The sequence below is a fragment of the Actinoplanes sp. CA-131856 genome, assembly GCF_050956135.1.
Classification (GTDB): domain Bacteria; phylum Actinomycetota; class Actinomycetes; order Mycobacteriales; family Micromonosporaceae; genus Actinoplanes.
In genome coordinates this window covers 9,579,995-9,601,413 of sequence record NZ_CP191849.1, presented here as the reverse complement: position 1 = coordinate 9,601,413, position 21,419 = coordinate 9,579,995, and the positions used below count along the sequence as shown (strand labels likewise).

The following is a 21,419-nucleotide window of genomic DNA, read 5'->3' as shown; positions in this document are numbered from 1 at the left end:
TTCGTCAGGCGGCCGATATCGACAACCGTTGGGGGAGACCTGTGGCGAGGAAAAGGCGCGCGCCCTTGTGGGCGCGGCTCAGCGCGATCTTCGGCTGCGTCCTCATGGTGGTCAGCGGTGGCGCCATCGTCACCCAGCAGGTGCTGGTGGCCCGTTACGCCGGCGCCGTCGAGACGCAGGACCTGTTCGGTGAGCCGGCCGTCGGCGCCACCAAGAAGCCCGTCTCCGACATCAAGGGCCCGCTGAACATCCTGCTCGTCGGTGTCGACCCGCGTAAGGAGACGCAGACCCCGCTCTCCGACTCCATCATCGTGGCTCACATCCCCAAGGGCATGGACCAGGCGTACCTCTTCTCGGTCCCCCGCGACCTGATCGTCGACATCCCGGCCTTCCCCAAGACCGGCTTCAAGGGCGGACGATCCAAGATCAACGCCGCTATGGGGTACGGCAGCGCGGTCGGCGGCGGCAAGCACGATGTGGTCCAGGGCTTCGACCTGTTGGCCAAGACGGTCGGCCAGCTCACCGGCATCGACGAGTTCGACGCCGGCGTGATCCTGAACTTCAACGGCTTCAAGGCCATCGTCGACGCCATGGGCGGCGTCACCATGACGATCGACCAGAACGTGAAGTCGGAGCACCTCCAGCCGAACGGCAAGGCCCGCCCGCGGTACTCGCGCTGCGCCGACAACAGCTGCGCCCACCCTTATTACGGCCCCCAGGCCGAATACAAGGTCGGCACCCGCCACCTCGAGGGCTGGCAGGCCCTCGACTACGTGCGGCAGCGCTACGGCCTGCCCCGCGGCGACTACGACCGTCAGCGCCACCAGCAGCAGTTCATCAAGGCCATGGCCAAGCAGGCGCTCAGCAAGAACGTGGTGACCAGCCCGACCAAGCTCGACGCGGTGCTCAAGGCGGCCGGCAAGGCGCTGATCTTCGACGGCAACGGCCACAACGTGGTCGACTGGGCCTTCGCGCTGAAGAACCTGCGCTCCGACGACATGACCCTGATCAAGCTGCCGGGTGACTCGGTCATCGTGAACGGCGACTACCGGGGTGAGGCGCTGGAGGACACCGCCGACGAGTTCTTCAAGGCCGTCCGCGACGACCAGGTGCAGAACTTCATCTTCCGTCACCCTGAGTACATCAACAGCAACGTCTGACCTGCCGCGCTCCCGGCAGAGAGCGCCGTCTAGACTTCACCCAATCGGATTCTTCAACAGGAGGACAGCGTGGCCAACCAGCTGCCCGTCAAGGTCGTAGCCGTCGAGCAAAGCGTCTGGTCCGGTGAGGCCGAGATGCTCGTCGCGCGGACCACCGAGGGTGAGATCGGCGTGCTGCCGGGTCACTCCCCGCTGCTGGGCCTGCTGAAGGAGCCCTCGCAGGTGCGGGTGAAGCTCGCCGGCGGCGAGCAGCTCACCTACGACGTGTCCGGCGGATTCCTCTCGATCGACGCCGACGGCGTCACCGTTCTCGCCGAGAGCGCGACCCCCGCCACCCCCGAGACTCACTGACGACCGGCGATGGAGATTCTGGAAGTAATCGGAATCTGCTTCGCCGCTGCGCTCGTCCTGCTCTTCGCGCTCATCCTCCGCCGTCGGCTGCTCATGGCCGGCGGCGGAACCATTCGCCTGCAGATCCACGTGAGCCACCTGGTGCCCGGCCGGGGCTGGTCCACCGCGATCGGCCAGTTCGTCGGCGGCGAGCTCCGCATCCACCGGCTGTTCACCTTCGCCTTCCGGCCCAAGCGCGTCCTCGACCGTGGCGCCCTCACGATCGAGGAGCGCCGCCGCCCCGAGGGCCCCGAGCGCCTCACCATCCCCGGCCACTGGGTCGTCCTCAAGCTGGCCACGGCCACCGACGAGCTCGAGATCGCGATGGCCGAGTCCACGGTGACCGGCTTCCTCTCCTGGCTCGAGGCGGCCCCGCCGGGCCCGCCGGGCAGCATCGCGCGCCCGATCATCCGCCCCCGCACGATCGAGCAGTAGGCCGCGTCTCCGCAGGTGGCTCTCGCGGCGTACGGCCAAGGCCTCTAGCGTCTTCGGCATGCGGATTCGAATCATCGACGCCTTCACGGAGCAGCCGTTCGCCGGCAACCCGGCCGGGGTGGTCGTGCTGGATGGCCCCTCGTTCCCCGAAGCTTCGTGGATGCAGGCGGTCGCGGCCGAGGTGAACCTGTCCGAGACGGCCTTCCTGCACCCTGTGGCCTCCGAGGAGGCCGACTACGCGCTGCGCTGGTTCACGCCGGCCGTCGAGGTGGCCCTGTGCGGGCACGCCACGCTGGCCACGGCGCACGCGCTGAACCGCGAGGGCCTGGTGCGTTTCACGACCCGCAGCGGCGTCCTGACGGCCGAGACGGACGAGAAGGGCTGGATCACGCTCGACTTCCCGACGGCGCCGCTCAGCCCGATCCAGGCCGATCCCGGGGTGCTCGACGCGCTGGGGGTGACACCGCTGTCGGTGCACCACACCGGCCCGAACACCGACGACCTGCTGATCGAGCTGCTGGACGAGGCGGCGGTGCGCACGCTGACACCGGACCTGGCGGCGCTGGCCAAAATCGAGAACCGGGGCGTGGTGGTGACGGCCCGAGCGGACGACCCGGCCGGCCACTACGACTTCGTCTCCCGCTTCTTCGGCGCGGCCGCGGGTGTGGCGGAGGACCCGGTGACCGGAAGCGCCCACACGGCCCTGGCCCCGTTCTGGTCGGCCCGCTTGGGCGGCCGCACCGAGCTGACGGGCTATCAGGCCTCCGCCCGCGGCGGCTCCGTGCGGGTGTCCCTGCGCGACGACCGCACCCTCCTCACCGGCAAGGCCGTAACGGTCATCGACGGCACGCTGCACGCCTGACGCGGCCGGCGGGGTCGTGGAGACCCTCGTAGACGCGGTCGCGCAGGGTGTTCGCCCGCTGGCGGGGGAGGGCGGCGTGCAGGTCGCGGAGGATGACGCGGACCAGGACGTTGACCTCGCCCGGCCGGAGGGCCAGCCGGTCGCGGGCAGCCGCCGGGAGGGCCTCGGGTGGGGTCGCCGACAAGATGCTCACCTCCTCGACCAGGGCGGCGTCGGGGCCGAGGAGCTCGCGGACGCGGTCGCCGATCTCCTCGGCGGTCACCCCCTCGGGCAGGGCGACCGAGACGTCCCGGTGGGCGGCGGGCTGGGCCGAGACCGGGCGGTACGGCGACAGGTCCAGCATCTGGGCCGCCACCCGAGGGTCGGTCGAGCGCAGCAACCGGATGTCGTCGACGCCCTTGCGCACCATCAGCAGGCGATCGAGCCCGAGCCCGAGGGCCAGCCCGGCCCGCCCGGCCCCGACCACATGCGGCGCGGCAACTCCGCACTCGCCGATCTCCACCCAGCCGCCCGCCCAGGCCTCGATCTCCAGGCCGCCGATGGTGTACGGGTGGTGCGACGGATTTGTCCGCCAGGGGATTCCGGGAAGGGCGGCGGCCACGGCGGTCTCGACGAGTTGGAGCAGATCGCCGGGCCCGGGGGTGGTCGAGGTGATCCGCCAGAGGTCGAGCTGGTGGGGAGTGCCGGTGTGCAAGCGGTCTATGCAGTCGCGGCGATAGACGACGCCCGGGCAGGCGATGAGTGTGTCGGGCGTGCGGAGGCGCCGAAGAGCGCCGGGAATCAGGGCCGATGTCTGAGAGCGCAGCATCCGGCCATTGCCTACATATCGGGTGTAGCGGGCATCCCGGGCTGCCGCTGACGGACTGTAGCCGAGGCGGTCGTAGTTGTCGGCCACGTCGACTATGTGGTCGCCCCGGTGGATGAGCAGGTCGGTGGGTGGCCTGTGGAGGGCGGCGAGGATCGCGGTCACCAGCTGCTGGATCGCGTGGGGGCCTTGGGAGGGGTCGGTCAGGTCACGGATGGTGAGGGACATGAGCTTCTCCGCTTCGTGGAAGGCGGGAAGCCGCAGAAAAATGGCCGCCCGCGTGGGGCGGCCAGGAACGCGCAGATCAGCCGGCCGCCGGGGGCCGGGTGAAGACTGTCGCGCGTGTGGTCATGTCCCCATGGTGGCAGACCGGGCAAGCGGATTACGGCGGGCCGGACTGGAGCTCGACCTCGTAGCCCCACTGATCCTCCAGGTAGGCCGCGTACGACGACGGGCCGCCCGCGCGGGGGTGCTTGCCGGGGAAGAGCAGCGTCCACCCGTGCGACGCCGACTCGGCCGTCAGCCTGTCCACCTCGGCCTCGCCGCCGACCGTGAAGGCCAGGTGGTTGAGCCCGGGTGCCAGCCGGTCGTGCGCCGGGCCGGACATCGCCGGCGACTGCTCCAGCACCAGGTACACGTCGCCGTGACGCCAGGAGTGGCCGCCCGGCCAGTCCTGGTAGTCCTTCCAGCCCAGCGACCCCAGCAGCCAGCCCCAGGGGCGCAGCGCGCCGGCCAGGTCGGGAACCCACAGCTCCACGTGGTGCAGCACGGCTACTGCGCCGTCCCCGCGCCCGGCACCCACTTCACGTCGCCGTCGGGGTTAGCCACGCGGGACAGGATGAACAGGAGATCCGAGAGGCGATTCAGATATTTGGCCGGCAACTGACTCGTCCGAGCGGGGTCCGCACGAAGAAGTGCCCAGGCCGAGCGCTCGGCCCGCCTCGCCACCGTGCGGGCCACATGCAGCAGCGCCGCGCCCGGGGTGCCGCCCGGGAGGATGAAGCTGTCGAGCGCCGGCAGTCCCTCCAGGAACTCGTCGCACCAGTTCTCGAGCCGCGTCACGTACTCCTCGGTGATCCGCAGCGGAGGGTAGGGCGGATCGTCCGAGGCCGGGTTGCAGAGGTCGGCCCCGACGTCGAACAGATCGTTCTGCACGGCCTTGAGCACGGTCTTCACCGCGTCGGGCAGCTCTCCCAGGGCCAGCGCGACGCCCAGGGCGGCGTTGCACTCGTCGGCGTCGGCGTACGCCGCGATGCGCGGATCGGTCTTGTCGGCGACCTCGTTGTTGCCCAGGCGGGTCTGCCCGCCGTCGCCTGTGCGGGTGTAGATGCGGGTGAGGTGTACGGCCATGCCCCCACCCTACGGAGCGGCCGTTCGCCGCCGACTCATACCATGGCCCGCGTGGATGTGATCAGGGTGAAGGGCGGTACCGCGCTGACCGGAGAGGTCGGCGTGGGTGGCGCGAAGAACTCGGCTCTCAAGCTGATGGCGGTCGCTCTGCTCGCGCAGGGGCGCAGCGTGGTCGAGAACGTTCCGCGCATCACCGACATCGCCATCATGGCCGAGGTGCTGCGGCGACTGGGCTGCCAGGTCACCTTGGACGGGGGTGAGGCCACCATCGACGTGCCGGCCGAGCCGGGCAGCGAGGCCGACTACGACCTGGTGCGCCGGCTGCGGGCGTCGATCTGCGTGCTCGGGCCGCTGCTCGCCCGCCGCGGATATGTGCGGGTGGCGCTGCCGGGCGGCGACATGATCGGCTCGCGTGGGCTCGACATGCACGTCTCCGGCCTGGCCCGGATGGGCGCCGAGATCTCCGGCGAGCACGGCTTCGTGATCGCCTCGGCGCCGCACGGCCTGCGCGGCAGCAAGATCTGGCTCGACTTCCCGAGCGTCGGCGCCACCGAGAACCTGCTGATGGCGGCCGTCCTGGCCAAGGGCACCACCGAGATCGACAACGCGGCGCGCGAGCCGGAGATCGTCGACATCTGCGAGATGCTCATCGACATGGGCGCGCGCATCGAGGGCGCCGGCTCGTCGACCCTCACCATCGAGGGCGTCGACGAGCTCCACCCGGTGCGCCACACCACCGTCGGCGACCGCATCGTGGGCGGCACCTGGGCCTTCGCCGCCGCTATGACCCGCGGTGACGTGACCGTGCAGGGGGTGCGGCCCGAGTTCCTCGACATCGCCCTCGACAAGTTGGTCACGGCGGGCGCGACGGTCGAGCCGGGAGACAACTTCTTCCGCGTACGGATCGACGACCGGCCCAAGGCGGTCGACATCGTCACCCTGCCCTACCCGGGCTTCGCGACCGACCTGCTGCCCATGGCGATCGGCCTGGCCTCGGTGGCCGAGGGCTCCTCGCTGATCACCGAGAACATCTTCGACGGCCGCTTCATGTTCGTGAACGAGATGGTCCGGCTGGGCGCCGACATCCGCACCGACGGGCACCACGCCGTGGTCAACGGCCGGCCGCGGCTGTCCGGGGCGCCGGTGCGGGCGACCGACATCAGGGCCGGCGCCGGCCTGGTCATCGCCGGTCTCTGCGCCGACGGCGTCACCGAGGTGGGCGAGGTGCACCACATCGACCGCGGCTACCCCGACTTCGTGGCCGACCTGGCCAAGCTGGGGGCCGAGGTGGAGCGGGCCGACGTGCCCGAGCCGACCTTCGACTTCTGACCCGCGCTAGAGGGCGGGCGAGTCGCCGACCAGGCGGCGGGCCTCTTCGACCTGCTCGGGAAAGACGAGCACGGCCGTACGCCCGTCGCGCGCGACCGCGTGCGTGGCGCGGATGCCGGCGTCGCCGAGAAGCCGCCTGATCTCGTCGGCGATCTCGGCGTCACCCGTCACGGCGGCCGGGCACAGCAGCCCGTAGTCGTCGGGTTCGCCGAAGATGGCGAGACCGTCGGCGCACGGGTCGCCCGCCGGTTCGCGGGTGAGTGTCCATTGAAGGCCCATGCGCCAGAAGATCGCGCCGAGGAAGCCGACCAGACCGACGGCGATGAGTGGCCCGAGGAGGTACCAGCCGTTGCCTGTGGCCATGGGCATAGTCTCGCACCGCTACGCCGGCTTTTAAGCGGATTTGACCCGATAGGAAGACGGTCCTCCGCCTGAACTTCCGTTCAGGAGCAAGGCTAATGTGAGGCCGACGACACTCTTACCAGAGGAGAGGCACATGGCGGGTCGACTCGCGGTCATCGGCTCCGGACTGATGGGTTCCGGCATCGCGCAGGTCTCGGCGCAGGCGGGCTGGCAGGTCACCATGCGGGACGTCGACGACGCCTCGCTGCACCGGGGCATGACGGCGATCCGGGATTCGCTGGGCCGGTTCACGGCCAAGGGCAAGATCTCCGACGAGGACGCCGAGGCGGCCATCAGCCGCATCACGACCACCACCGACCTCGACGCGGTGGCCGACGCCGACATCGTGGTCGAGGCGATCTTCGAGAAGGTCGAGGCCAAGCACGAGGTCTTCCGCGCGCTCGACAAGATCTGCAAGCCGGGCGCGGTGCTGGGCACCAACACCTCGGCCATCCCGATCACCCAGATCGCCACGGTCACCGACCGGCCCGAGTCGGTCGTCGGCATCCACTTCTTCTCGCCGGTGCCCATGATGAAGCTGGTCGAGCTGGTCCGCGGCTATCAGACCTCGGACGACACGCTGGCCACGGCGCGGCAGTACGCCGAACAGGTCGGCAAGACCTGCGTCGAGGTCAAGCGCGACGTGGCCGGCTTCGTCTCCAACCGGCTCTTCTCGGCCATCCTGGTCGAGGCGATCAAGCTGGTCGAGACCGGCGTGGTGAGCGCGGCCGACCTCGACACGGTGATGAAGCTGGGCTTCGGGCACTCGATGGGCCCGCTGGCGACGGTCGACCTGACCGGCCTCGACGTCATGCTGAACGCGGCCAGCAACATCTACCGCGACACCGCCGACGAGAAGTTCTTCCCGCCGGAGCTGCTCCAGCGCATGGTCCAGGCCGGCGACCTGGGCCGCAAGTCCGGCAAGGGTTTCTACACCTACTGAGCGGGTTGGCCCCTACGATCGGCGGTATGACCCCTGAGCAGATGGAGTGGGCGCTGGCCGAGGCCGGCAAGGGCGCCCTCGCCGTCGCTCCGGGCTGGTTCCGGTCGTGGGGGACCTCCGACGAGAAATGGTCGGCGGTCAACCTCCGCGCGGCCACCCAGGTGATCGTCAACCACAGCCGCGAGGACGACCGTCACCCCAACAGCTGGACCGTACGGGCCCTGTTCGGCACCCACGCGGTCGAGCTGCGCGTCGGCCCCTACGACGCCAAGGAACACGCGGTGCTCGTCGCGCACGCGGTGCTCTCCGTGGCGTACGCCGAAGGGCCTAATCGAATTCCGGGTCTTGTTTCGGCGCCGGGCGCACCCGAATCTGTGTGATCGCGCGGCCGGTCACCTCGACGACCTCGGCCGTGTGGCCGTCGACCTCCACCACCTCGCCGGGCTGGGTCGGAATGTGCCCGAGCTCGGCCAGGACCAGGCCGGCCACCGTCGTGTAGTCGCCCTCGTCCGAGCGCTCGACGTCGACGCCGATGTCGGGCAGGTCGTGCATCGGGAAGGTGCCCGGCAGCAGCATGGCGCCGTCCGGCTCGCGCACCACCGACTGCACGTCGCGGTCGGTCTCGTCGTAGATCTCGCCGACCACCTCCTCGACCAGGTCCTCCATGGTCACGATGCCGTCGATGGCGCCGCGCTCGTCGACCACGAAGGCGAACTGCTGGTGCTGGACCCGCAGCTGGCGCATGGCGTCCGAGACCTTCAGCGTCTCGGGCAGGAACAGCGCGGTGTACAGGTGGTCGCGCACCGGGCCCTGGGCGTCGATCAGGTCGCGCAGGTGCACCACGCCGAGCACGTCGTCCAGGCCCATGGGCCCGGTCACCGGCGCCCGCGAGTGCCCGCTCGCGACCAGCCGGGTCAGCGCCTCGTTCGAGGGCAGGTCGCCCGGCAGGATCAGCACGTCGCGCCGCGGCACCAGCACCTCGCGCAGAATCCGCTCGGCGATCTCGAAGGCACCGCTGATGATCGTGCGCTGCTCGGGGGTGAACTCCTGCTGCTGGGTGACCATGTCACGGATCTCCTCGGTGCTGACCTCCTCGCGGGTCGCGTTCGGGTCGACGCCGGCCATGCGCACCACGAGGTCGGTCGACTTGCCGAGCAGCCAGATGGCCGGGCGGGAGAGCGTGGCCAGCATGTCCAGCGGCCGGGCGGCCAGCAGGGCCCAGCCCTCGGCCCGCTGCATGGCGATCCGTTTGGGGGCCAGCTCGCCGACCACCAGCGTGAAGAAGGTCAGCACGATGGTGACGAGCACGATCGCGACCGGCTCGGCCGCGGTGCCGAGGAAACCCAGCGGTCCGGTGAGCGGCTTGGCCAGCGACGTGGCGGCGGCGGCCGAGGCCAGGAAGCCGGCCAGCGTGATGCCGATCTGGATGGTGGCCAGGAACCGGTTCGGGTCGCGGGCCAGCCGGGCCAGCGTCCGGCCGCCCCGCGACTGCCGCTCGAGGCGCTGCAACTGGCTGTCGCGCAGCGAGATCAGCGCCATCTCGCTGCCGGAGAAGGCGGCGTTGACCAGCACCAGAACGACGACCAGAACAATTTGCCACCCATATCCGCCCACGGGCCCGCATTACCCTTTCCCGGTCGCCGCCAAGCCTCTCAATGCCGTGCCGCGAAGGCCAGCGACATCAGGGTCGCGGCGATCATGCCGCCCAGGAGGGTCAGGCCGATGCCGCCGATGTCGAGCCGGGCCTGGAGCCGCTTGTGGGCGACGAGGGCGGCCACCGGCACACCGGCCGACGGAGCGACGAGGAAGGCCAGCCAGCCCAGCGCCCGCAGGACCGCGCCGCCCCACACCCCCGTGCTGCCGAAGGTCACCAGGCCGGAGCCGACGAGGCCGGCCAGCGCCGCGACGACGGCGCCCAGCAGCGGGAGCAGCGGCAGCGCCCAGCGCGGCAGCGAGCGGCGCCCGGCCGGGTGAATGGTGTGGTCGATGCGCTCGGCGGCCCGGGCCAGCAGGGCGCGCGGGGCCTTCACGTGCGTCGACTCCGGGCTGCGGGGCAGGGCGGCCCGGGGCACGGCGTCGACCGGCACCGGCTCCGGCATCTCGCCCAGGGCCCGCACCCGCAGGCCGCGGGCGCGGCGCAGCTGGTCCCAGAGCCGGGCCGCCTCACGGTCCACATCGAGCACCTGCGCGGCGGCGGCGCCGGCCCAGCGGTCGGCCGAGAGCGCGTCGCCCTCGGCCCGCGACAGCTCGCCCGCGGCCTGGGCCGCGCTCTCCTGATAGGCGTGCTCGGCGTTGCCCATCTCGGCGTCGCGCCGCCGGGTGGCCTCGGCCAGCGCGCTCACCATGAGCTGGTAGTCGCGCCCGATGGGCTGGCGGTCACGTGTGGTCACTGTTCACCTCGTACGGGACGATGACTTCCGGGGTGCGGTGCACCGAGCGGTCGAAGAACAGGGCGCGGCGGTGGCGCGGATACCAGGCCGGGCCGCCGGGCTGCGGATAGAGCGGGGCCAGGTCGGGGCCCTGCACGTCGAGCGCCACCCAGGCCCCGATCGGGTCGAGGCGGGCGCCGGGCCCACCCAGGCTGTCGCGGAGCCGGCCCGGCGAGCGCCACCAGCCGAGCACGTGGGTGCGGTGCTCGGGGCCGTCGACCAGCAGGCGGCGCAGTGCGGCCGGGTCGGCGCCGGCGTCCAGCGCGTAGCCGAGCACGTAGTGCGGTATCGAGCCGAACGGCTCGGTGGGCACCGCGTCGCACCAGTCGGCAGTGGGCAGCTCGGCCATCAGCCGGGCCGCCGCGCGGGCCGCGTCCGGATCGAGGCAGACGACGCTGAAGTGCGCCGGCCCCTGCGCGGCCAGCGACAGCGCGGCCGCCGCGAGCACGTCGCACGCCTCGTCGGTGCGGGTGCCGAGCACGGCCAGGTTGCGGCCCGGCATCCGGCCCAGGCGCAGCCGGGCCGGGCGGGCGGCCACGTCGATCCGCTCGCCCAGCACCGCGCCCGGCGAGGAGCCGACCGGCGCCGCCGCGTCCGGCACCGGACCCGACGGCCGGCAGCTCTCGGGCAGGCGGGGCACGGCGTCGCCGTCGAAGAGCCGGGGCTCCTCGCAGCCCTCCGGGCGGTCACGCCACAGACGGCGTTGCAGGCTGCGCCAGACCAGCCGGTCGCCGGCGTCGGGCAGACGGACGACCTGGTTGGCCCCGGACGTGCCGGACTGGGTGTTGACCACCGCGTGGAAGCGCGGGATGACCGCGGCGGCCAGGTTGTCGTCGGCCAGGATGCGGCGCGCCTTGGGCAGGGCGATGCGCAGCGTGAACTGTCCGATCAGGCCGCCGCGCCCCCACAGCGCCTCGATGCCGGAGACGTCCTGGCTGGCCAGGATGAGGTGGATGCCCTGGGAGCGGCCGCGCCGGGCCAGGTCCTCGAGCAGCGTGACCGCCTCGTCGGCGACCGCGTCCCGCCCGGAGAGCAGCACCTGGAACTCGTCGATCACGGCGACGATGCGCGGCCAGTGCCCGGACGGGTCCTCGGCCCGCAGCTCGGCCAGCTTGGTGGCGTCGACCCGCTTGGCCGCCTGGGCCCGGGTCCGCAGCTCCTCGCTCAGATGCCGCAGCATGGCCAGGCCGAACTCGCGGTCGCCGTTGACGTTGATGCCGGCCAGGCGCACCTGGGGCAGCCAGGCCGGGTCGCGTGGTCCCGGCACGAAGCGGGCGAACGACACGCCCTCCTTGAAGTCGAGCAGATAGAACGCGAGCTCCTCGGGCCCGTACCGGGTGGCGAGGGCGGCCAGCCAGGCGTACAGCAGATTGGTCTTGCCCGAGCCCGAAGGGCCGCCGACCAGGGCGTGCGGGGGGTCGTCGCCGAGCGGGACCTCGACCAGCGTGCCGTCGGTGGCGTCGCCGATCGGCGCGACCAGGCCGTGCGCCGACGACTCGGCCCACAGCTCGCGCGGTTCGAGATCGGCGAAGCGGGCCGGCGGCGGGCCGGCGCGCAGGCGTTCGGCGGTGGCCCGGCAGAACGACGTCACCCGGTCGGCCGGCGGCGGGGGATCGAGGCGGATCTCCAGGTCGCCGGTGATGTCGCAGGTGGCGGTCTGATCGGTGACGACCAGGCGGCGTACGGTCGGGTGGTCGCCCAGCGCGAGACCGCGCACCACCAGATGCACACCACAGGCGACACCGGTGCGCACGATCCGGTCGAGCTGGGCCCGCTGGCCGTTCGTCAGCTCCTCGGCCGTCGCCGGGTCGGCCAGCAGCACCACGACCCGCCACGGCTCGGGCCGGGGACCGGTGGTGGCCGCGGTCAGGTCGGCCAGCGACTGGTGCTCGCCGGCCAGCACGGTCTCGTTGACGCGGCAGATGTGCTCGACGAGATCGTCCAATGTGGCGCTGAGCGAGCCGGGCGGGACGAACGAGATGCCGAGCGGGGCGAACGGCGCGAGCGTGCCGCCCAGGTGCTCGGGGTCGTAGACGGTGAGCTCGACGTCGCCGGGCCGGCTGCTGCCGAGCGCGCGCAGCAGCAGGCCGGTGATCACGCCGTCCACCACCGGAGGCGTGCCCTCGAAGTGCAGGTGGGCCGCGTCCAGGAACGGCACGAGGGCGGGCAGCGCGGCGGTGTCGTCCAGGTTGAGCGAGCCGATCCGCAGCAGGCCGGGCCGCGCCCCCTGGGCGGGCTCGGTGGGCGCCCACATCCGCCACGGCAGGCCGGCGGCGCCGGTGGCGCTGACCGCGGCCAGCCGCCGCACGTTGCCGGCGAGCCGTGTCGACTCGTGCTGGAACCGGCGCTGGATGTCGCGGCGGGCGGCGTCGCGGGCCTCGGCGAGCTGGTTCAGGCAGGTCGCGTACGCGTCGCGGACGAGCCGCCGCCGGTTCTGCGCCTCGCCGCGCGCCGACTCGGCCTCGGCCAGCACGGCCCGGGCCGCCCCGCGCGCCTCGGCCAGCTCCTGCCGGACGACGGCGACCAGCGCGTTGCGGTGGCTACCCACCCGACCCGGAATCACGCTGGGGGATTTTACTCATTTTCTGCGCGAAACGGACAACTATGTGCTGCGTGTCGGTGCGCCCCGCACGCTCCATCGTGGCTTTCCACCCGTGAGCTCGTCACGCAGCCGGGCCGCGATCACCGCGGCGCCCTCGGCCTGCCACCGCCGCAGCGTGCGGCGCGGCACCTTTCGGCGCATCCAGTCGAGGGCCCGGCGGGCGTCACGGTCCAGGCCGTCCGTGTTCAGCCTCCGGGCGTACGGGTTCAGGCCGAGCACCTGGCAGTAGTGCAGCGCGTTGTAGAGCCGCCAGGGATCCGTCGTGTCGAACTCCCCGGCGGGCCGCAGCCGGTCGACGCCCTCGTGCAGCACCCTTCTCAACTCCAGCGCCCTCGCCGGCGGCGGACCGAGCGACCGGTCGATCATCGGCAGGCCGATCAGCGGGCTGCGCATGAGCCGTCCCAGGTCGCCGTAGTTGTCGAGGGCCTGCTGGGTGAACCGCCGGAAGTCGTCCTCGGTCGCCTTGCCGAGGGGCCGATGCCGCGGAAGCGCTTCGACCGTCATCAGGAGAGCGGCCCGGTCCGACCGCAGCCGGCTGTCGCCGCGGAACGCGAGCGCGTTCAGCGCCCGCTGGACCGCCCCGGACAGCCCGGACAGCGTCATCACGACCGCCACCAGGGCGAACTGGAGGATGCGGACCGCTGCCGAGTCCACCGCGATCATCGTCAGCGCCGCCGGGCCGCCCAGCAGCACGATGGCCGCGAGGGCGCCCAGCACCGACCGGATCAGATCGGGGCGCAGCCGCTCGCCGGCCATCATGGCGTCGTTCACCGCGACCAGGAAGCCCAGGATCAGCAGGTCGAGACCGAGCGCGGCGACCACCAGGATCGGCGCGCCCAGGCTGACCGGCAGCAGCAGCGCGGTCAGCGTCACGCCGTAGAGCACCGCGGCCACCGCCAGGGCGGCCGGCAGCATCGGCGGCCGCACCTGGTCACGGAAACGCCAGAGCAACACCACCCCACCGGCCAGCGGGGCCAGCACCACGAGCCGGCCCGCCTCGGGCAGCGCCACCACGGTGATCAGGAACGCGGCCGACAACACCATCCAGCCGAGGTCGATCTGCCGTCGCTCGGGCAGCGCCGCCGGCAGCAGCGCCACCGCGGCCCCGGCCCAGAGCAGAGCCGGCGCGCAGAACAGGACCTGGGCCGGCATCGAGTTCGGCTCGACCGTCCACACCACGACCCCGGCCGCGTACGCCAGGAGCGCGGCCGCCGCCCGGCCCGTCGCCGCCCGCACCGGATCGCGGCCGAGGAGATAGCAGGCGGCCCACCACGCGAGAGCGAAGGCGGGAACGGCGATCGCGGGCACCCCGAGAGTCAACCAAAAGAGTGCGGTGCGCCGGAACCCGACAGCTGTGTGCGCTTCGCCCTTCTCTGCCGGCGGCGACGCACCACCCAGAAACCGCCGATCACGATCAACAGCAGTCCTACCAGGACCAAGATGGGCAACACGATGGCCAGAACGGACATCAGGACGCTGCCGATGTCTTCGGCCGTGCTGGCGACGGGTGCGCCGAAACCGGCCGTGGTGGTGTTCACGACAGGCCGGGAGGCGGCCTTCACGCCGTGCACGCACAGCGCGATGATCACGCCGGCCGCGATCGGCACCCACTGATGGGAGCCGAAGAACGAGCCCGGGTCGCTGACCGTGACGGTCTCGGAGGCCGAGCCGGCGCCGAAGGCGAGACCGCCGGCGGTGGGGCGCACCACGGTCTGCACGACGTCGTTGACGTGGTCGACGACGGGGACCTTGTCGGCCACGACCTCGATGGCCAGAAGCAGGGCGAGGATCAGCAGGGTCCAGCCGTTGGCGAGCCAGCCCCAGCCGCTGGGGAGATCGATGAGATCGGTGTACCGGGCCAGCAGGCCCATGGTCACCAGGGGGATGTAGGCATTCAACCCGGCGGATGCCGCCAGGCCGGTGCCGGTGAGCGCTTCGAGCACGTCTCCAGGATGGCATCGGACCGCCACAAGCGCCTTCCGGTACGGTCTCCAGGTGCGCCTGGTCATCGCGAAGTGCTCCGTCGACTACGTCGGACGGTTGTCCGCCCACCTGCCTCCGGCCGTCCGGCTGCTGATGGTCAAGGCCGACGGCTCGGTCTCCATCCACGCCGACGACCGCGCCTACAAGCCGCTGAACTGGATGAGCCCGCCCTGCAAGCTGCACGAGCAGCCCGGCGTGTGGAAGGTCGTCAACAAGGCCGGCGAGGAGCTCCGGATCACCCTGGAGGAGATCTTCCAGGACACGTCGTACGAGCTCGGCATCGATCCCGGCCTGCAGAAGGACGGCGTCGAGGCCCACCTGCAGGAGCTGCTGGCGGCCCACCCGGAGACCTTCGGCGAGGGCTGGACGCTGGTCCGCCGCGAGTACATGACCGCGATCGGCCCGGTCGACCTGCTCTGCCGCGACGCCGAGGGCAAGGCGGTGGCGGTGGAGATCAAGCGCCGGGGCGAGATCGACGGCGTCGAGCAGCTGACGCGGTACCTCGAACTGATGAACCGCGACCCGCTGCTGGCCCCGGTGCAGGGCGTCTTCGCCGCACAGGAGATCAAGCCACAGGCCCGCGTCCTGGCCACCGACCGCGGAATCCGCTGCGTGGTCGTCGACTACGACAAGCTCCGCGGCATGGAGCGCGACGAGCTCACCCTTTTCTGATGACCGCCTAATCGGCCTTGGGCATGGGGACGTCGCGGAAAGCTGACGTCGTGCGGTCGGCGTAGGCGTTCATGTCGCCGGTCTCCATCGGGCCGTCCCACGTGCGCGGCAGCGGCACCGGCACGGATGGGGCGACCCGCTTCACGATCTCGTCGAGCACCGTCTCGGCGTCGCCGACCCACAGGTGCTTGGCGCCCTCGACCGGCACGACCTCGCACTGCGGCACCGCGGCGAACCGGTCGGCGGCCTCGGCCGGGCGCAGGTAGTCGTCGAACTCCGGGATCAGGGCGGTGACCGGCTTGTCGGAGGCGGCCCAGGCCTGGAGGTCGCCGGGCTGCGAGAAGCGCAGCGGCGGTGACAGCAGGATGGCGCCCTTCACGGCCGGGTCGAGGCCGTGCATCAGGGTCAGGTCGGTGCCGAACGACCAGCCCACCAGCCAGATGTTCGGCAGGTCGGCGAACTCCGCGTATTCGATGGCGGCGGCCACGTCGTACTTCTCGTCGACGCCGGCCGAGAACGTGCCCTCGCTGGTGCCCCGGACGCTGCTGGTGCCGCGGGTGTTGAAGCGCAGCACCGCCACCCCGGCCAGGGCCGGCAGCCGCCACGCGGCCTTACGGAAGACGTGGCTGTCCATCATTCCGCCGTGCGTGGGCAGCGGGTGCAGGCAGACCAGCGTCGCCACCGGCTCGCCCTCGAGGGGCTTGGCCAGCTCACCGACCAGGGTCAGGCCGTCGGCGGTCTCCAGCTCGATGTCCTCCCGGTTCGCGGGCAGGATCGAGTTGGCACGGATGGAGTTGCTCACGAGGGTCAACCATAGCGAGGTGCGTTGCGGGAGCGCTCCACCCCTGGGAAGCGCCGGTCCCTGGCCTTCCAGCAGCCCGTGTGCCAGTGCCGCCGGTCCGACTCGTCGCCACGGCCGTCGATCGGCCAGGCCACCACGTGGGCCACGCCCGGGCGGATCCCCTGGAGACACCCCGGGCAGGTGTACGTCTTGACGGCCGCCCCGCCGAAGATCGACCGGACCATCCACTCGCCGTCCTGCCACTGCTGGACGCCCTCGATGCCCTTGCGAACCCGCTCGTCGGTCAGGTCGCGAGGCTCGTCGGGCCCGCCGCGACGGCGAGGATGGTTGCGGCGAGGGCTCACAACATCAAGCGTACAAACAAGTGCTGACTCGCCGGTAACAACGGTCATAGACTGCCGACCATGACCGCTACTCGCGTGCCCGGCCTCCCGGTCGTCGAAGACGGCGTGCTCATCTCCACCAACCCGGCCACCGGGCAGGAGGCGGGCCGCGTGCCGGTCTCCGACGCCGCCGCGGTCGGCGCGGCCACGGCCCGGGCCCAGGAGGCCGGCCTCTGGTGGCAGTCGCTGGGCTTCGACGGGCGCCGCGAGCGGCTGCTGCGCTGGCGCTCGCTGATCGCCCGCCGGGTCGAGGAGCTGGCCGAGCTGACCGGTCTCGAGGCCGGCAAGCCGCGGGCCGACGCGGTGGTCGAGGCGGCGGCCGCGGTCGAGCACCTCGACTGGATGGCCCGCCACGCCAGGAGCGTCCTCGGCCCGCGGCGTACCGGTAGCCGCCTGCTGCTCGTGGAGCACTCCGGACACCTCGAATATCAGCCGTACGGCGTGGTCGGCGTGATCGGGCCGTGGAACTACCCGATCCTCACCCCGATGGGCCCGATCGGCGGCGCGCTGTCGGCCGGCAACGCGGTCGTCTTCAAGCCGAGCGAGTACACCCCGATCGTCGGCCAGTGGCTGGTCGACACGTTCGCCGAGGTCGTGCCGGAGCAGCCGGTGCTGCAGGCGGTGCACGGGCTGGGTGACGTGGGCGCCGCGCTGTGCCGCTCCGGCGTGGGCAAGGTCGCGTTCACCGGTTCCACCGCCACCGCCAAGAAGGTGCTGGTTGCCTGTGCCGACAACCTGGTGCCGGCGGTCATCGAGGCCGGCGGCAAGGACGCGATGATCGTCGACGAGGACGCCGACGTGGCCGCGGCGGCCGAGGCGGCGGTCTGGGGCGCGATGACCAACGCGGGCCAGACCTGCATCGGCATCGAGCGGGCGTACGCGGTGGCCCCGGTCTACGACGCCTTCGTGGCGGCCGTGGTCGAGAAGGCCGGCAAGCTGCGCACCGGCCAGGACATCGGGCCGATCACCATGCCGAAGCAGATCGACATCATCCGCGACCACATCGAGGACGCGCTGGCCAAGGGTGGCCGGGCGGTGCTCGGCGGCGCCGGGGCCGTGCAGCCGCCCTACGTGGCTCCGACGGTTTTGATCGATGTTCCCGACGATTCCCGCGAGATCCGCGAGGAGACGTTCGGCCCCACGCTGACGATCACCAAGGTCGCCGACGCCGAGGAGGCCCTGCGGCGGGCCAACGACACGGCGTACGGCCTCGGAGGCTCCGTTTTTGGAAAGAAGAACGGCGTGCGCCTGGCCCGGCGGCTGCGCTCGGGCATGGTCGCGGTCAACGGCGCGCTGACCTTCTCGGGCATGGGCACCCTGCCGTTCGGCGGGGTCGGCGACTCCGGCTTCGGCCGCATCCACGGCGAGGACGGTCTGCGCGAGTTCGCCCGGGCCAAGGCGATCACCGTGCGCCGGGGACCGTCGGTGCTGCCCGCGATGACCTTCGAGCGGACGTCGTCGCAGGTCGGGACGATCATCAGGGCGTTGAAGATCCTGTACGGGCGTAAGTGAGCTAGGGTCCTCGACGTGGAAGCGGTCGAGGTCGAGGGCCTGCACGCCGGTTACGGGGCCACGCCGGTGCTGGTCGACGTCAACCTCACCGTGCCGACGGGCCAGGGTGTCTGTGTCGTGGGCGAGAACGGTGTCGGTAAGTCCACCCTGCTGCGCTGTGTCAGCGGCCTTCAGGAGATCGAGAGTGGCCGGATCACCGTCTTCGGCGGCGACCCCGGCGCGACCCCCGAGTTCTGGCGGGCCGTCGTCACCACCGTCGAGCCCCCGACGTGGTATCCGGGACTGACCGCCCGCGAGCACGCCGAACTGGTCTGCCGCGCCCACGGCCAGGACCCGGCCGAGGCCGGCATCGACGAGGCGCTGGAACGCTTCGGCCTGGGCCGGCACGCCGACGCCATCCCGCCGTCGCTCTCCTCCGGGCAGAAACAGCGGCTCGTGCTGGCCATCGCCCTGCTGCGCCCCAGCTCGCTGCTGATCCTCGACGAACCCGAGCAGCGTCTCGACCGCGAGGGCCGGGCCGACGTGGCCGGCCTGCTGGCCGAATATATGGCCGGCGGCGGCTCGCTGCTGATGGCCAGCCACGACGACGACTTCGCGATCGCGTCGGGCGCGGCCATCACCACGATGGAGTCGCTAAGCGCGGTCGCCGGATGACCACGGTCCCGCTCGCTCCCGTACGCCGCTGGATCCTGCGCACCCAGTCCGCGCACCGGGAGCGCGGCGCCACCCTGAGCAGCCTCTACATCGGCGTCCTGACCGTCGCCATCATCGGCGGCATGCTGCACCGGCAGCTGGCCGAGGTCTTCTGGCCACCCCACCCGGACGCCTCCGGCCTGGCCGGCGCCTCGCTCACCGCGCTCTGCTACGGCCTGCTCTATCTGGCCCTGCGCCGGTTCGGCCCGCTCGCGCTGAGCCGGGCCGCCGCCTCGTGGCTGCTGACCGCCCCGGTGAGCCGCCGCGGGCTGCTGATGCCGTCGCTGCGCATCGCCGCCGTGGTGGCCGCGGTCATCGGCGCGCTGATGGGCGTGGCGATCGTCGGACACACCGCCCCGCGCGATCTCGTCGGCGACGAGGTCGCCCTGCTCACCGGTGGCGGCGCGCTGCTCGGCCTGGTCCTGCTCCTGATCGCCGCGGCCGCGCAGGCCGGCGGTCGCTGGGGCGCCGCCGTCGACACGCTGATGAGCCTGGTCTTCGCGGCCGGTTTCGCCGGCCTGGTGGCCGACACGACCCTCGACCAGCCGGTCGCGGTCACCCCATGGCCCCCGGCCGGGACGCTGGTTCCGCTGGTCGCGGGCGTCGCGGTGGTCGTCGTGGTCGTTCTCGCCCTGGTCGTACGAGGTCTCACCCGCACGCCGAGCGATCACATCCTGGACGCCTCGCGCACGGCCGGCACCCTGTTCGACACGGCCTTCGGCATGGAACCGTCGTTCCTGACCGACATGATCGAGCGCCGCTACTGGGCCGGCCGCCGCCTGCGCTCGATCAGGCTCCCGTCCCGCCTGCCGGTGCTGGTGGCCCAGGACATCATGCTGACCCTGCGCCGTCGCCGCCGTCTGCTGTCCCTGGTCTTCCTGGCCGCCTTCCCCTTGCTGCTGGGCAACGCCCCGGCCTGGATCCTGGGCACAGCGGTCCTGCTGGGCACCTTGATCGCCGCCATGACGGCCACCGGAAACGTCCGCACCGACGCCGGCAACGCGGTCCTGTTGCGCCTGCTGGGCCTCTCCTCCCGCCAGGCGGTGCTCCAGCGCCTGTGGGTCCCCGGCGTCCTCGCGGCCCTGTGGTCGGCCGCGGCCCTGACCGCCCTGGACATGCTGGGCGACCTGCCGTCCGGCCCGTGGTGGGCCCTGGGCCTGGCGCTGGGCCCGGTGGGGGCGGCCGCGGCCGTCCACCGGGCGCGGGCCGGTTTCGTCCGCAACGACCTGCTGCCCCTGGACACCCCGATGGGCACCCTGTCGACGGGCCCGCTGGTCAACGCGGTGATGGGCCCCGACATGCTGCTGCTGGGCCTGCCGGCCCTGGTGGAGATCGCCCAGGGAAACCCGCTGTCCCCCACGACGGTCCTGGTCCAGGCCGTGGTCGGCGTCATCGGAGCCCGCGCCTATCTGTCCGGCACGACCGACACCAACCGCACGGAGCTGCACCGCTGACGCGGTACGGGGCTCAGCTCCACATCCGTTCGGAGAGGCCCCGCAACTCGGTCGCGCCCACGCGTTCCAGCAGGGTCTGGGTCGTGAAGCGCAGGTCGGCCGTGGTGTGCACGTGCTGCGGGGCGATCCGCTCGGCGGTGAGCAGATAACGCACCGCCTCGCGCTCGTGGCCGGGCATGTGGGCCAGGGCACGGGCCGTGTCGGCGTAGTAGAAGACCTGGCGGAAGCCGGCCGGGATGATCGTGGGGGAGGTCCGCCGGGCCACCGCGGCCGCCCGGCCGAAGTCGCCCCCGTTGACCTCGATGCTGATCCGCCAGATGTCGACGTTGGTCGGGCCGAAGAACAGGCCCATGGTGGTGGTCTCGCCGAGGCGCCCGGCCAGGTCGTGCGCCTCGTTGAGCCAGGCGTGGCTGTCCTCGGCCCGGCCCCGGCAACGGGCCGCCTTGGCCGAGATGAGCAGCAACGATCCGAGGATCTCGGCGCCGCCCGGCCGGCCCAGATGCCGGCGCAGGTCGTCCGCCCCGCGCTCGGCCAGGGTCTGCCCCCGCTGATAGGAGCCGCTGGCGGTGGCGGCGGTGGCCATCGCGTACGCCGCGTAGGCCAGCAGCATCGGGTCGTCCACCGCCTCGGCGGCGGCCCGGCAGCGCTCGGCGCCCAGCCAGGCGTCACCCGGATGCCCGAGGTTGCGCAGCACCGACGAGGCGATGAAGGCCGCCTCGGCGAGCAGCCGCAGCGCCCGCCCGCGATCCGGCCCGGCCGTCTCGGCGTGCAGATGGCGCAGCAGGCCCGGCAGCAGCCGCATCGTCCCGGCGTAGTCGCACGCCTGCCGCAGCGTGTCCACGAGCGACAGCGCCCGGTCGAGCTCGGCCATCGGCGGGGCGCCGTCCGTGCCCGGCTCGCTCAGGTCGATGTCGATGAGCGCGGTCCGCAGCGACTGCACGCCGGCGCGGGTGGCCACGGCCGCCCGGTCGGCGCCCGGGACCGCGATGCCGGCCAGATCGCCCGAGGAGCACTCCAGCGCCTCGGCGATGTCGGCCAGCACGAAACGATTGTTGGCCGCCTGCAGCCCCCGTTCGATGCGCCCCCAGGTGGCGTGCGAAATGCCGGCGCGGCTCGCCGCGTACCGGATGCTCCACCCTCGCAGCAGGCGGCGGGCCCGGATGCGCTCCCCGACGGTGGGGTCCGCGATCGGTCGTGGGCTCATGGGACGACC

At 72.1% G+C, this 21,419-nt stretch carries 23 protein-coding genes; 11 read left to right on the top strand and 12 right to left on the bottom strand.

Features of this window, described 5'->3' with window-relative positions:
• The first annotated feature begins 41 nt into the window (after positions 1 to 41).
• The 4 genes from ACQP2X_RS44005 to ACQP2X_RS43990 all read left to right on the top strand — a co-directional run bounded on the left by ACQP2X_RS44005 (position 42) and on the right by ACQP2X_RS43990 (position 2,847).
• Positions 42 to 1,160: an LCP family protein gene (locus tag ACQP2X_RS44005; protein ID WP_498692058.1), complete on the top strand. Its 1,119-nt coding sequence runs from the start codon at positions 42 to 44 to the stop codon at positions 1,158 to 1,160.
• 69 nt (positions 1,161 to 1,229) lie between these two features.
• Positions 1,230 to 1,511: a F0F1 ATP synthase subunit epsilon gene (locus ACQP2X_RS44000; protein ID WP_498692057.1), complete on the top strand. Its 282-nt coding sequence runs from the start codon at positions 1,230 to 1,232 to the stop codon at positions 1,509 to 1,511.
• 9 nt (positions 1,512 to 1,520) lie between these two features.
• Positions 1,521 to 1,985 (top strand): DUF2550 domain-containing protein, encoded by a 465-nt coding sequence (locus ACQP2X_RS43995; RefSeq protein ID WP_498692056.1) that lies wholly within the window; start codon positions 1,521 to 1,523, stop codon positions 1,983 to 1,985.
• Between the two features lie 58 nt (positions 1,986 to 2,043).
• Entirely contained in the window at positions 2,044 to 2,847 is an 804-nt protein-coding gene (locus ACQP2X_RS43990) for a PhzF family phenazine biosynthesis protein (protein WP_498692055.1), read from the top strand.
• Here ACQP2X_RS43990 and srmL read toward each other — a convergent pair.
• The 3 genes from srmL to ACQP2X_RS43975 form a co-directional block, all read right to left on the bottom strand.
• The gene (srmL, locus tag ACQP2X_RS43985; RefSeq protein WP_498692054.1) at positions 2,822 to 3,880 is read right to left on the bottom strand and encodes a PheS-related mystery ligase SrmL; all 1,059 of its coding nucleotides are present in this window, start codon (positions 3,878 to 3,880) and stop codon (positions 2,822 to 2,824) included. The two genes, ACQP2X_RS43990 and srmL, sit on opposite strands and share 26 nt — an antisense overlap.
• A gap of 154 nt (positions 3,881 to 4,034) precedes the next feature.
• Positions 4,035 to 4,421 (bottom strand): VOC family protein, encoded by a 387-nt coding sequence (locus ACQP2X_RS43980; RefSeq protein WP_498692053.1) that lies wholly within the window; start codon positions 4,419 to 4,421, stop codon positions 4,035 to 4,037.
• A 2-nt stretch (positions 4,422 to 4,423) separates the two neighbouring features.
• Positions 4,424 to 5,002, bottom strand: a complete 579-nt coding sequence (locus tag ACQP2X_RS43975) for a cob(I)yrinic acid a,c-diamide adenosyltransferase (RefSeq protein ID WP_498692052.1) — start codon at positions 5,000 to 5,002, stop codon at positions 4,424 to 4,426.
• A 42-nt stretch (positions 5,003 to 5,044) separates the two neighbouring features.
• On the opposite strand from ACQP2X_RS43975, the gene murA reads away from it, so the two are divergent.
• Positions 5,045 to 6,331, top strand: a complete 1,287-nt coding sequence (murA, locus tag ACQP2X_RS43970; RefSeq protein ID WP_498692051.1) for a UDP-N-acetylglucosamine 1-carboxyvinyltransferase — start codon at positions 5,045 to 5,047, stop codon at positions 6,329 to 6,331.
• 6 nt (positions 6,332 to 6,337) lie between these two features.
• On the opposite strand, the gene ACQP2X_RS43965 is transcribed toward murA, so the two are convergent.
• Positions 6,338 to 6,694, bottom strand: a complete 357-nt coding sequence (locus ACQP2X_RS43965) for a hypothetical protein (protein ID WP_498692050.1) — start codon at positions 6,692 to 6,694, stop codon at positions 6,338 to 6,340.
• 133 nt (positions 6,695 to 6,827) lie between these two features.
• Between ACQP2X_RS43965 and ACQP2X_RS43960 the strand changes: the two genes are divergently transcribed.
• Both ACQP2X_RS43960 and ACQP2X_RS43955 read left to right on the top strand, forming a co-directional pair.
• Positions 6,828 to 7,676, top strand: a complete 849-nt coding sequence (locus ACQP2X_RS43960) for a 3-hydroxyacyl-CoA dehydrogenase family protein (RefSeq protein ID WP_498692049.1) — start codon at positions 6,828 to 6,830, stop codon at positions 7,674 to 7,676.
• Between the two features lie 26 nt (positions 7,677 to 7,702).
• Positions 7,703 to 8,056 (top strand): hypothetical protein, encoded by a 354-nt coding sequence (locus tag ACQP2X_RS43955; protein WP_498692048.1) that lies wholly within the window; start codon positions 7,703 to 7,705, stop codon positions 8,054 to 8,056.
• Here the strand turns inward: ACQP2X_RS43955 and ACQP2X_RS43950 are convergent.
• Genes ACQP2X_RS43950 through ACQP2X_RS43930 form a run of 5 tightly spaced genes read right to left on the bottom strand, consistent with a single transcriptional unit; the run spans position 8,004 to position 14,650 of the window.
• Positions 8,004 to 9,290: a hemolysin family protein gene (locus ACQP2X_RS43950; RefSeq protein WP_498692047.1), complete on the bottom strand. Its 1,287-nt coding sequence runs from the start codon at positions 9,288 to 9,290 to the stop codon at positions 8,004 to 8,006. The genes ACQP2X_RS43955 and ACQP2X_RS43950 overlap by 53 nt on opposite strands.
• A gap of 38 nt (positions 9,291 to 9,328) precedes the next feature.
• Positions 9,329 to 10,066, bottom strand: coding sequence for a hypothetical protein (locus ACQP2X_RS43945; RefSeq protein ID WP_498692046.1), 738 nt, complete (start codon positions 10,064 to 10,066; stop codon positions 9,329 to 9,331).
• Positions 10,053 to 12,653 (bottom strand): FtsK/SpoIIIE domain-containing protein, encoded by a 2,601-nt coding sequence (locus tag ACQP2X_RS43940; protein ID WP_498701231.1) that lies wholly within the window; start codon positions 12,651 to 12,653, stop codon positions 10,053 to 10,055. The genes ACQP2X_RS43945 and ACQP2X_RS43940 overlap by 14 nt, the downstream gene beginning before the upstream one ends.
• 54 nt (positions 12,654 to 12,707) lie before the next feature.
• Complete coding sequence (locus tag ACQP2X_RS43935) at positions 12,708 to 14,015, bottom strand: hypothetical protein (protein WP_498692045.1); 1,308 nt, start codon at positions 14,013 to 14,015, stop codon at positions 12,708 to 12,710.
• An 8-nt stretch (positions 14,016 to 14,023) separates the two neighbouring features.
• Positions 14,024 to 14,650: a DUF4126 domain-containing protein gene (locus ACQP2X_RS43930; RefSeq protein ID WP_498692044.1), complete on the bottom strand. Its 627-nt coding sequence runs from the start codon at positions 14,648 to 14,650 to the stop codon at positions 14,024 to 14,026.
• 52 nt (positions 14,651 to 14,702) lie between these two features.
• Between ACQP2X_RS43930 and nucS the strand changes: the two genes are divergently transcribed.
• Positions 14,703 to 15,362: an endonuclease NucS gene (gene nucS / locus ACQP2X_RS43925; protein ID WP_498692043.1), complete on the top strand. Its 660-nt coding sequence runs from the start codon at positions 14,703 to 14,705 to the stop codon at positions 15,360 to 15,362.
• 7 nt (positions 15,363 to 15,369) lie between these two features.
• On the opposite strand, the gene ACQP2X_RS43920 is transcribed toward nucS, so the two are convergent.
• Positions 15,370 to 16,164: an alpha/beta hydrolase gene (locus tag ACQP2X_RS43920; RefSeq protein WP_498692042.1), complete on the bottom strand. Its 795-nt coding sequence runs from the start codon at positions 16,162 to 16,164 to the stop codon at positions 15,370 to 15,372.
• A gap of 5 nt (positions 16,165 to 16,169) precedes the next feature.
• A complete protein-coding gene (locus ACQP2X_RS43915) occupies positions 16,170 to 16,508 on the bottom strand; it encodes an Rv1322 family protein (RefSeq protein ID WP_498655195.1) in 339 nt (112 codons plus the stop codon).
• A 60-nt stretch (positions 16,509 to 16,568) separates the two neighbouring features.
• Between ACQP2X_RS43915 and ACQP2X_RS43910 the strand changes: the two genes are divergently transcribed.
• From ACQP2X_RS43910 to ACQP2X_RS43900, 3 genes are read left to right on the top strand one after another with little or no spacing between them, the layout of a single operon-like run.
• Entirely contained in the window at positions 16,569 to 18,059 is a 1,491-nt protein-coding gene (locus tag ACQP2X_RS43910) for an aldehyde dehydrogenase family protein (RefSeq protein ID WP_498692041.1), read from the top strand.
• A gap of 15 nt (positions 18,060 to 18,074) precedes the next feature.
• Positions 18,075 to 18,713: an ABC transporter ATP-binding protein gene (locus tag ACQP2X_RS43905; protein WP_498692040.1), complete on the top strand. Its 639-nt coding sequence runs from the start codon at positions 18,075 to 18,077 to the stop codon at positions 18,711 to 18,713.
• Positions 18,710 to 20,206 (top strand): DUF6297 family protein, encoded by a 1,497-nt coding sequence (locus ACQP2X_RS43900; protein ID WP_498692039.1) that lies wholly within the window; start codon positions 18,710 to 18,712, stop codon positions 20,204 to 20,206. Before ACQP2X_RS43905 ends, ACQP2X_RS43900 begins: the two co-directional genes overlap by 4 nt.
• A 13-nt stretch (positions 20,207 to 20,219) precedes the next feature.
• Here the strand turns inward: ACQP2X_RS43900 and ACQP2X_RS43895 are convergent, their stop codons facing one another.
• Complete coding sequence (locus ACQP2X_RS43895) at positions 20,220 to 21,410, bottom strand: helix-turn-helix domain-containing protein (RefSeq protein WP_498692038.1); 1,191 nt, start codon at positions 21,408 to 21,410, stop codon at positions 20,220 to 20,222.
• Positions 21,411 to 21,419 lie beyond the last annotated feature (9 nt).

What these genes read in the sequence shown, in the direction of transcription:
- ACQP2X_RS43960 (WP_498692049.1), top strand. Translation starts at nt 6,828, where the DNA reads ATGGCGGGTCGACTCGCGGTCATCGGCTCCGGACTGATGGGTTCCGGC.
- ACQP2X_RS43990 (WP_498692055.1), top strand. Translation starts at nt 2,044, where the DNA reads ATGCGGATTCGAATCATCGACGCCTTCACGGAGCAGCCGTTCGCCGGC.
- murA (WP_498692051.1), top strand. Translation starts at nt 5,045, where the DNA reads ATGGCCCGCGTGGATGTGATCAGGGTGAAGGGCGGTACCGCGCTGACC.
- ACQP2X_RS43910 (WP_498692041.1), top strand. Translation starts at nt 16,569, where the DNA reads ATGACCGCTACTCGCGTGCCCGGCCTCCCGGTCGTCGAAGACGGCGTG.
- ACQP2X_RS43900 (WP_498692039.1), top strand. Translation starts at nt 18,710, where the DNA reads ATGACCACGGTCCCGCTCGCTCCCGTACGCCGCTGGATCCTGCGCACC.
- ACQP2X_RS43975 (WP_498692052.1), bottom strand. Translation starts at nt 5,002, where the DNA reads ATGGCCGTACACCTCACCCGCATCTACACCCGCACAGGCGACGGCGGG.
- ACQP2X_RS43995 (WP_498692056.1), top strand. Translation starts at nt 1,521, where the DNA reads ATGGAGATTCTGGAAGTAATCGGAATCTGCTTCGCCGCTGCGCTCGTC.
- ACQP2X_RS43895 (WP_498692038.1), bottom strand. Translation starts at nt 21,410, where the DNA reads ATGAGCCCACGACCGATCGCGGACCCCACCGTCGGGGAGCGCATCCGG.
- ACQP2X_RS43955 (WP_498692048.1), top strand. Translation starts at nt 7,703, where the DNA reads ATGACCCCTGAGCAGATGGAGTGGGCGCTGGCCGAGGCCGGCAAGGGC.
- srmL (WP_498692054.1), bottom strand. Translation starts at nt 3,880, where the DNA reads ATGTCCCTCACCATCCGTGACCTGACCGACCCCTCCCAAGGCCCCCAC.
- ACQP2X_RS43965 (WP_498692050.1), bottom strand. Translation starts at nt 6,694, where the DNA reads ATGGCCACAGGCAACGGCTGGTACCTCCTCGGGCCACTCATCGCCGTC.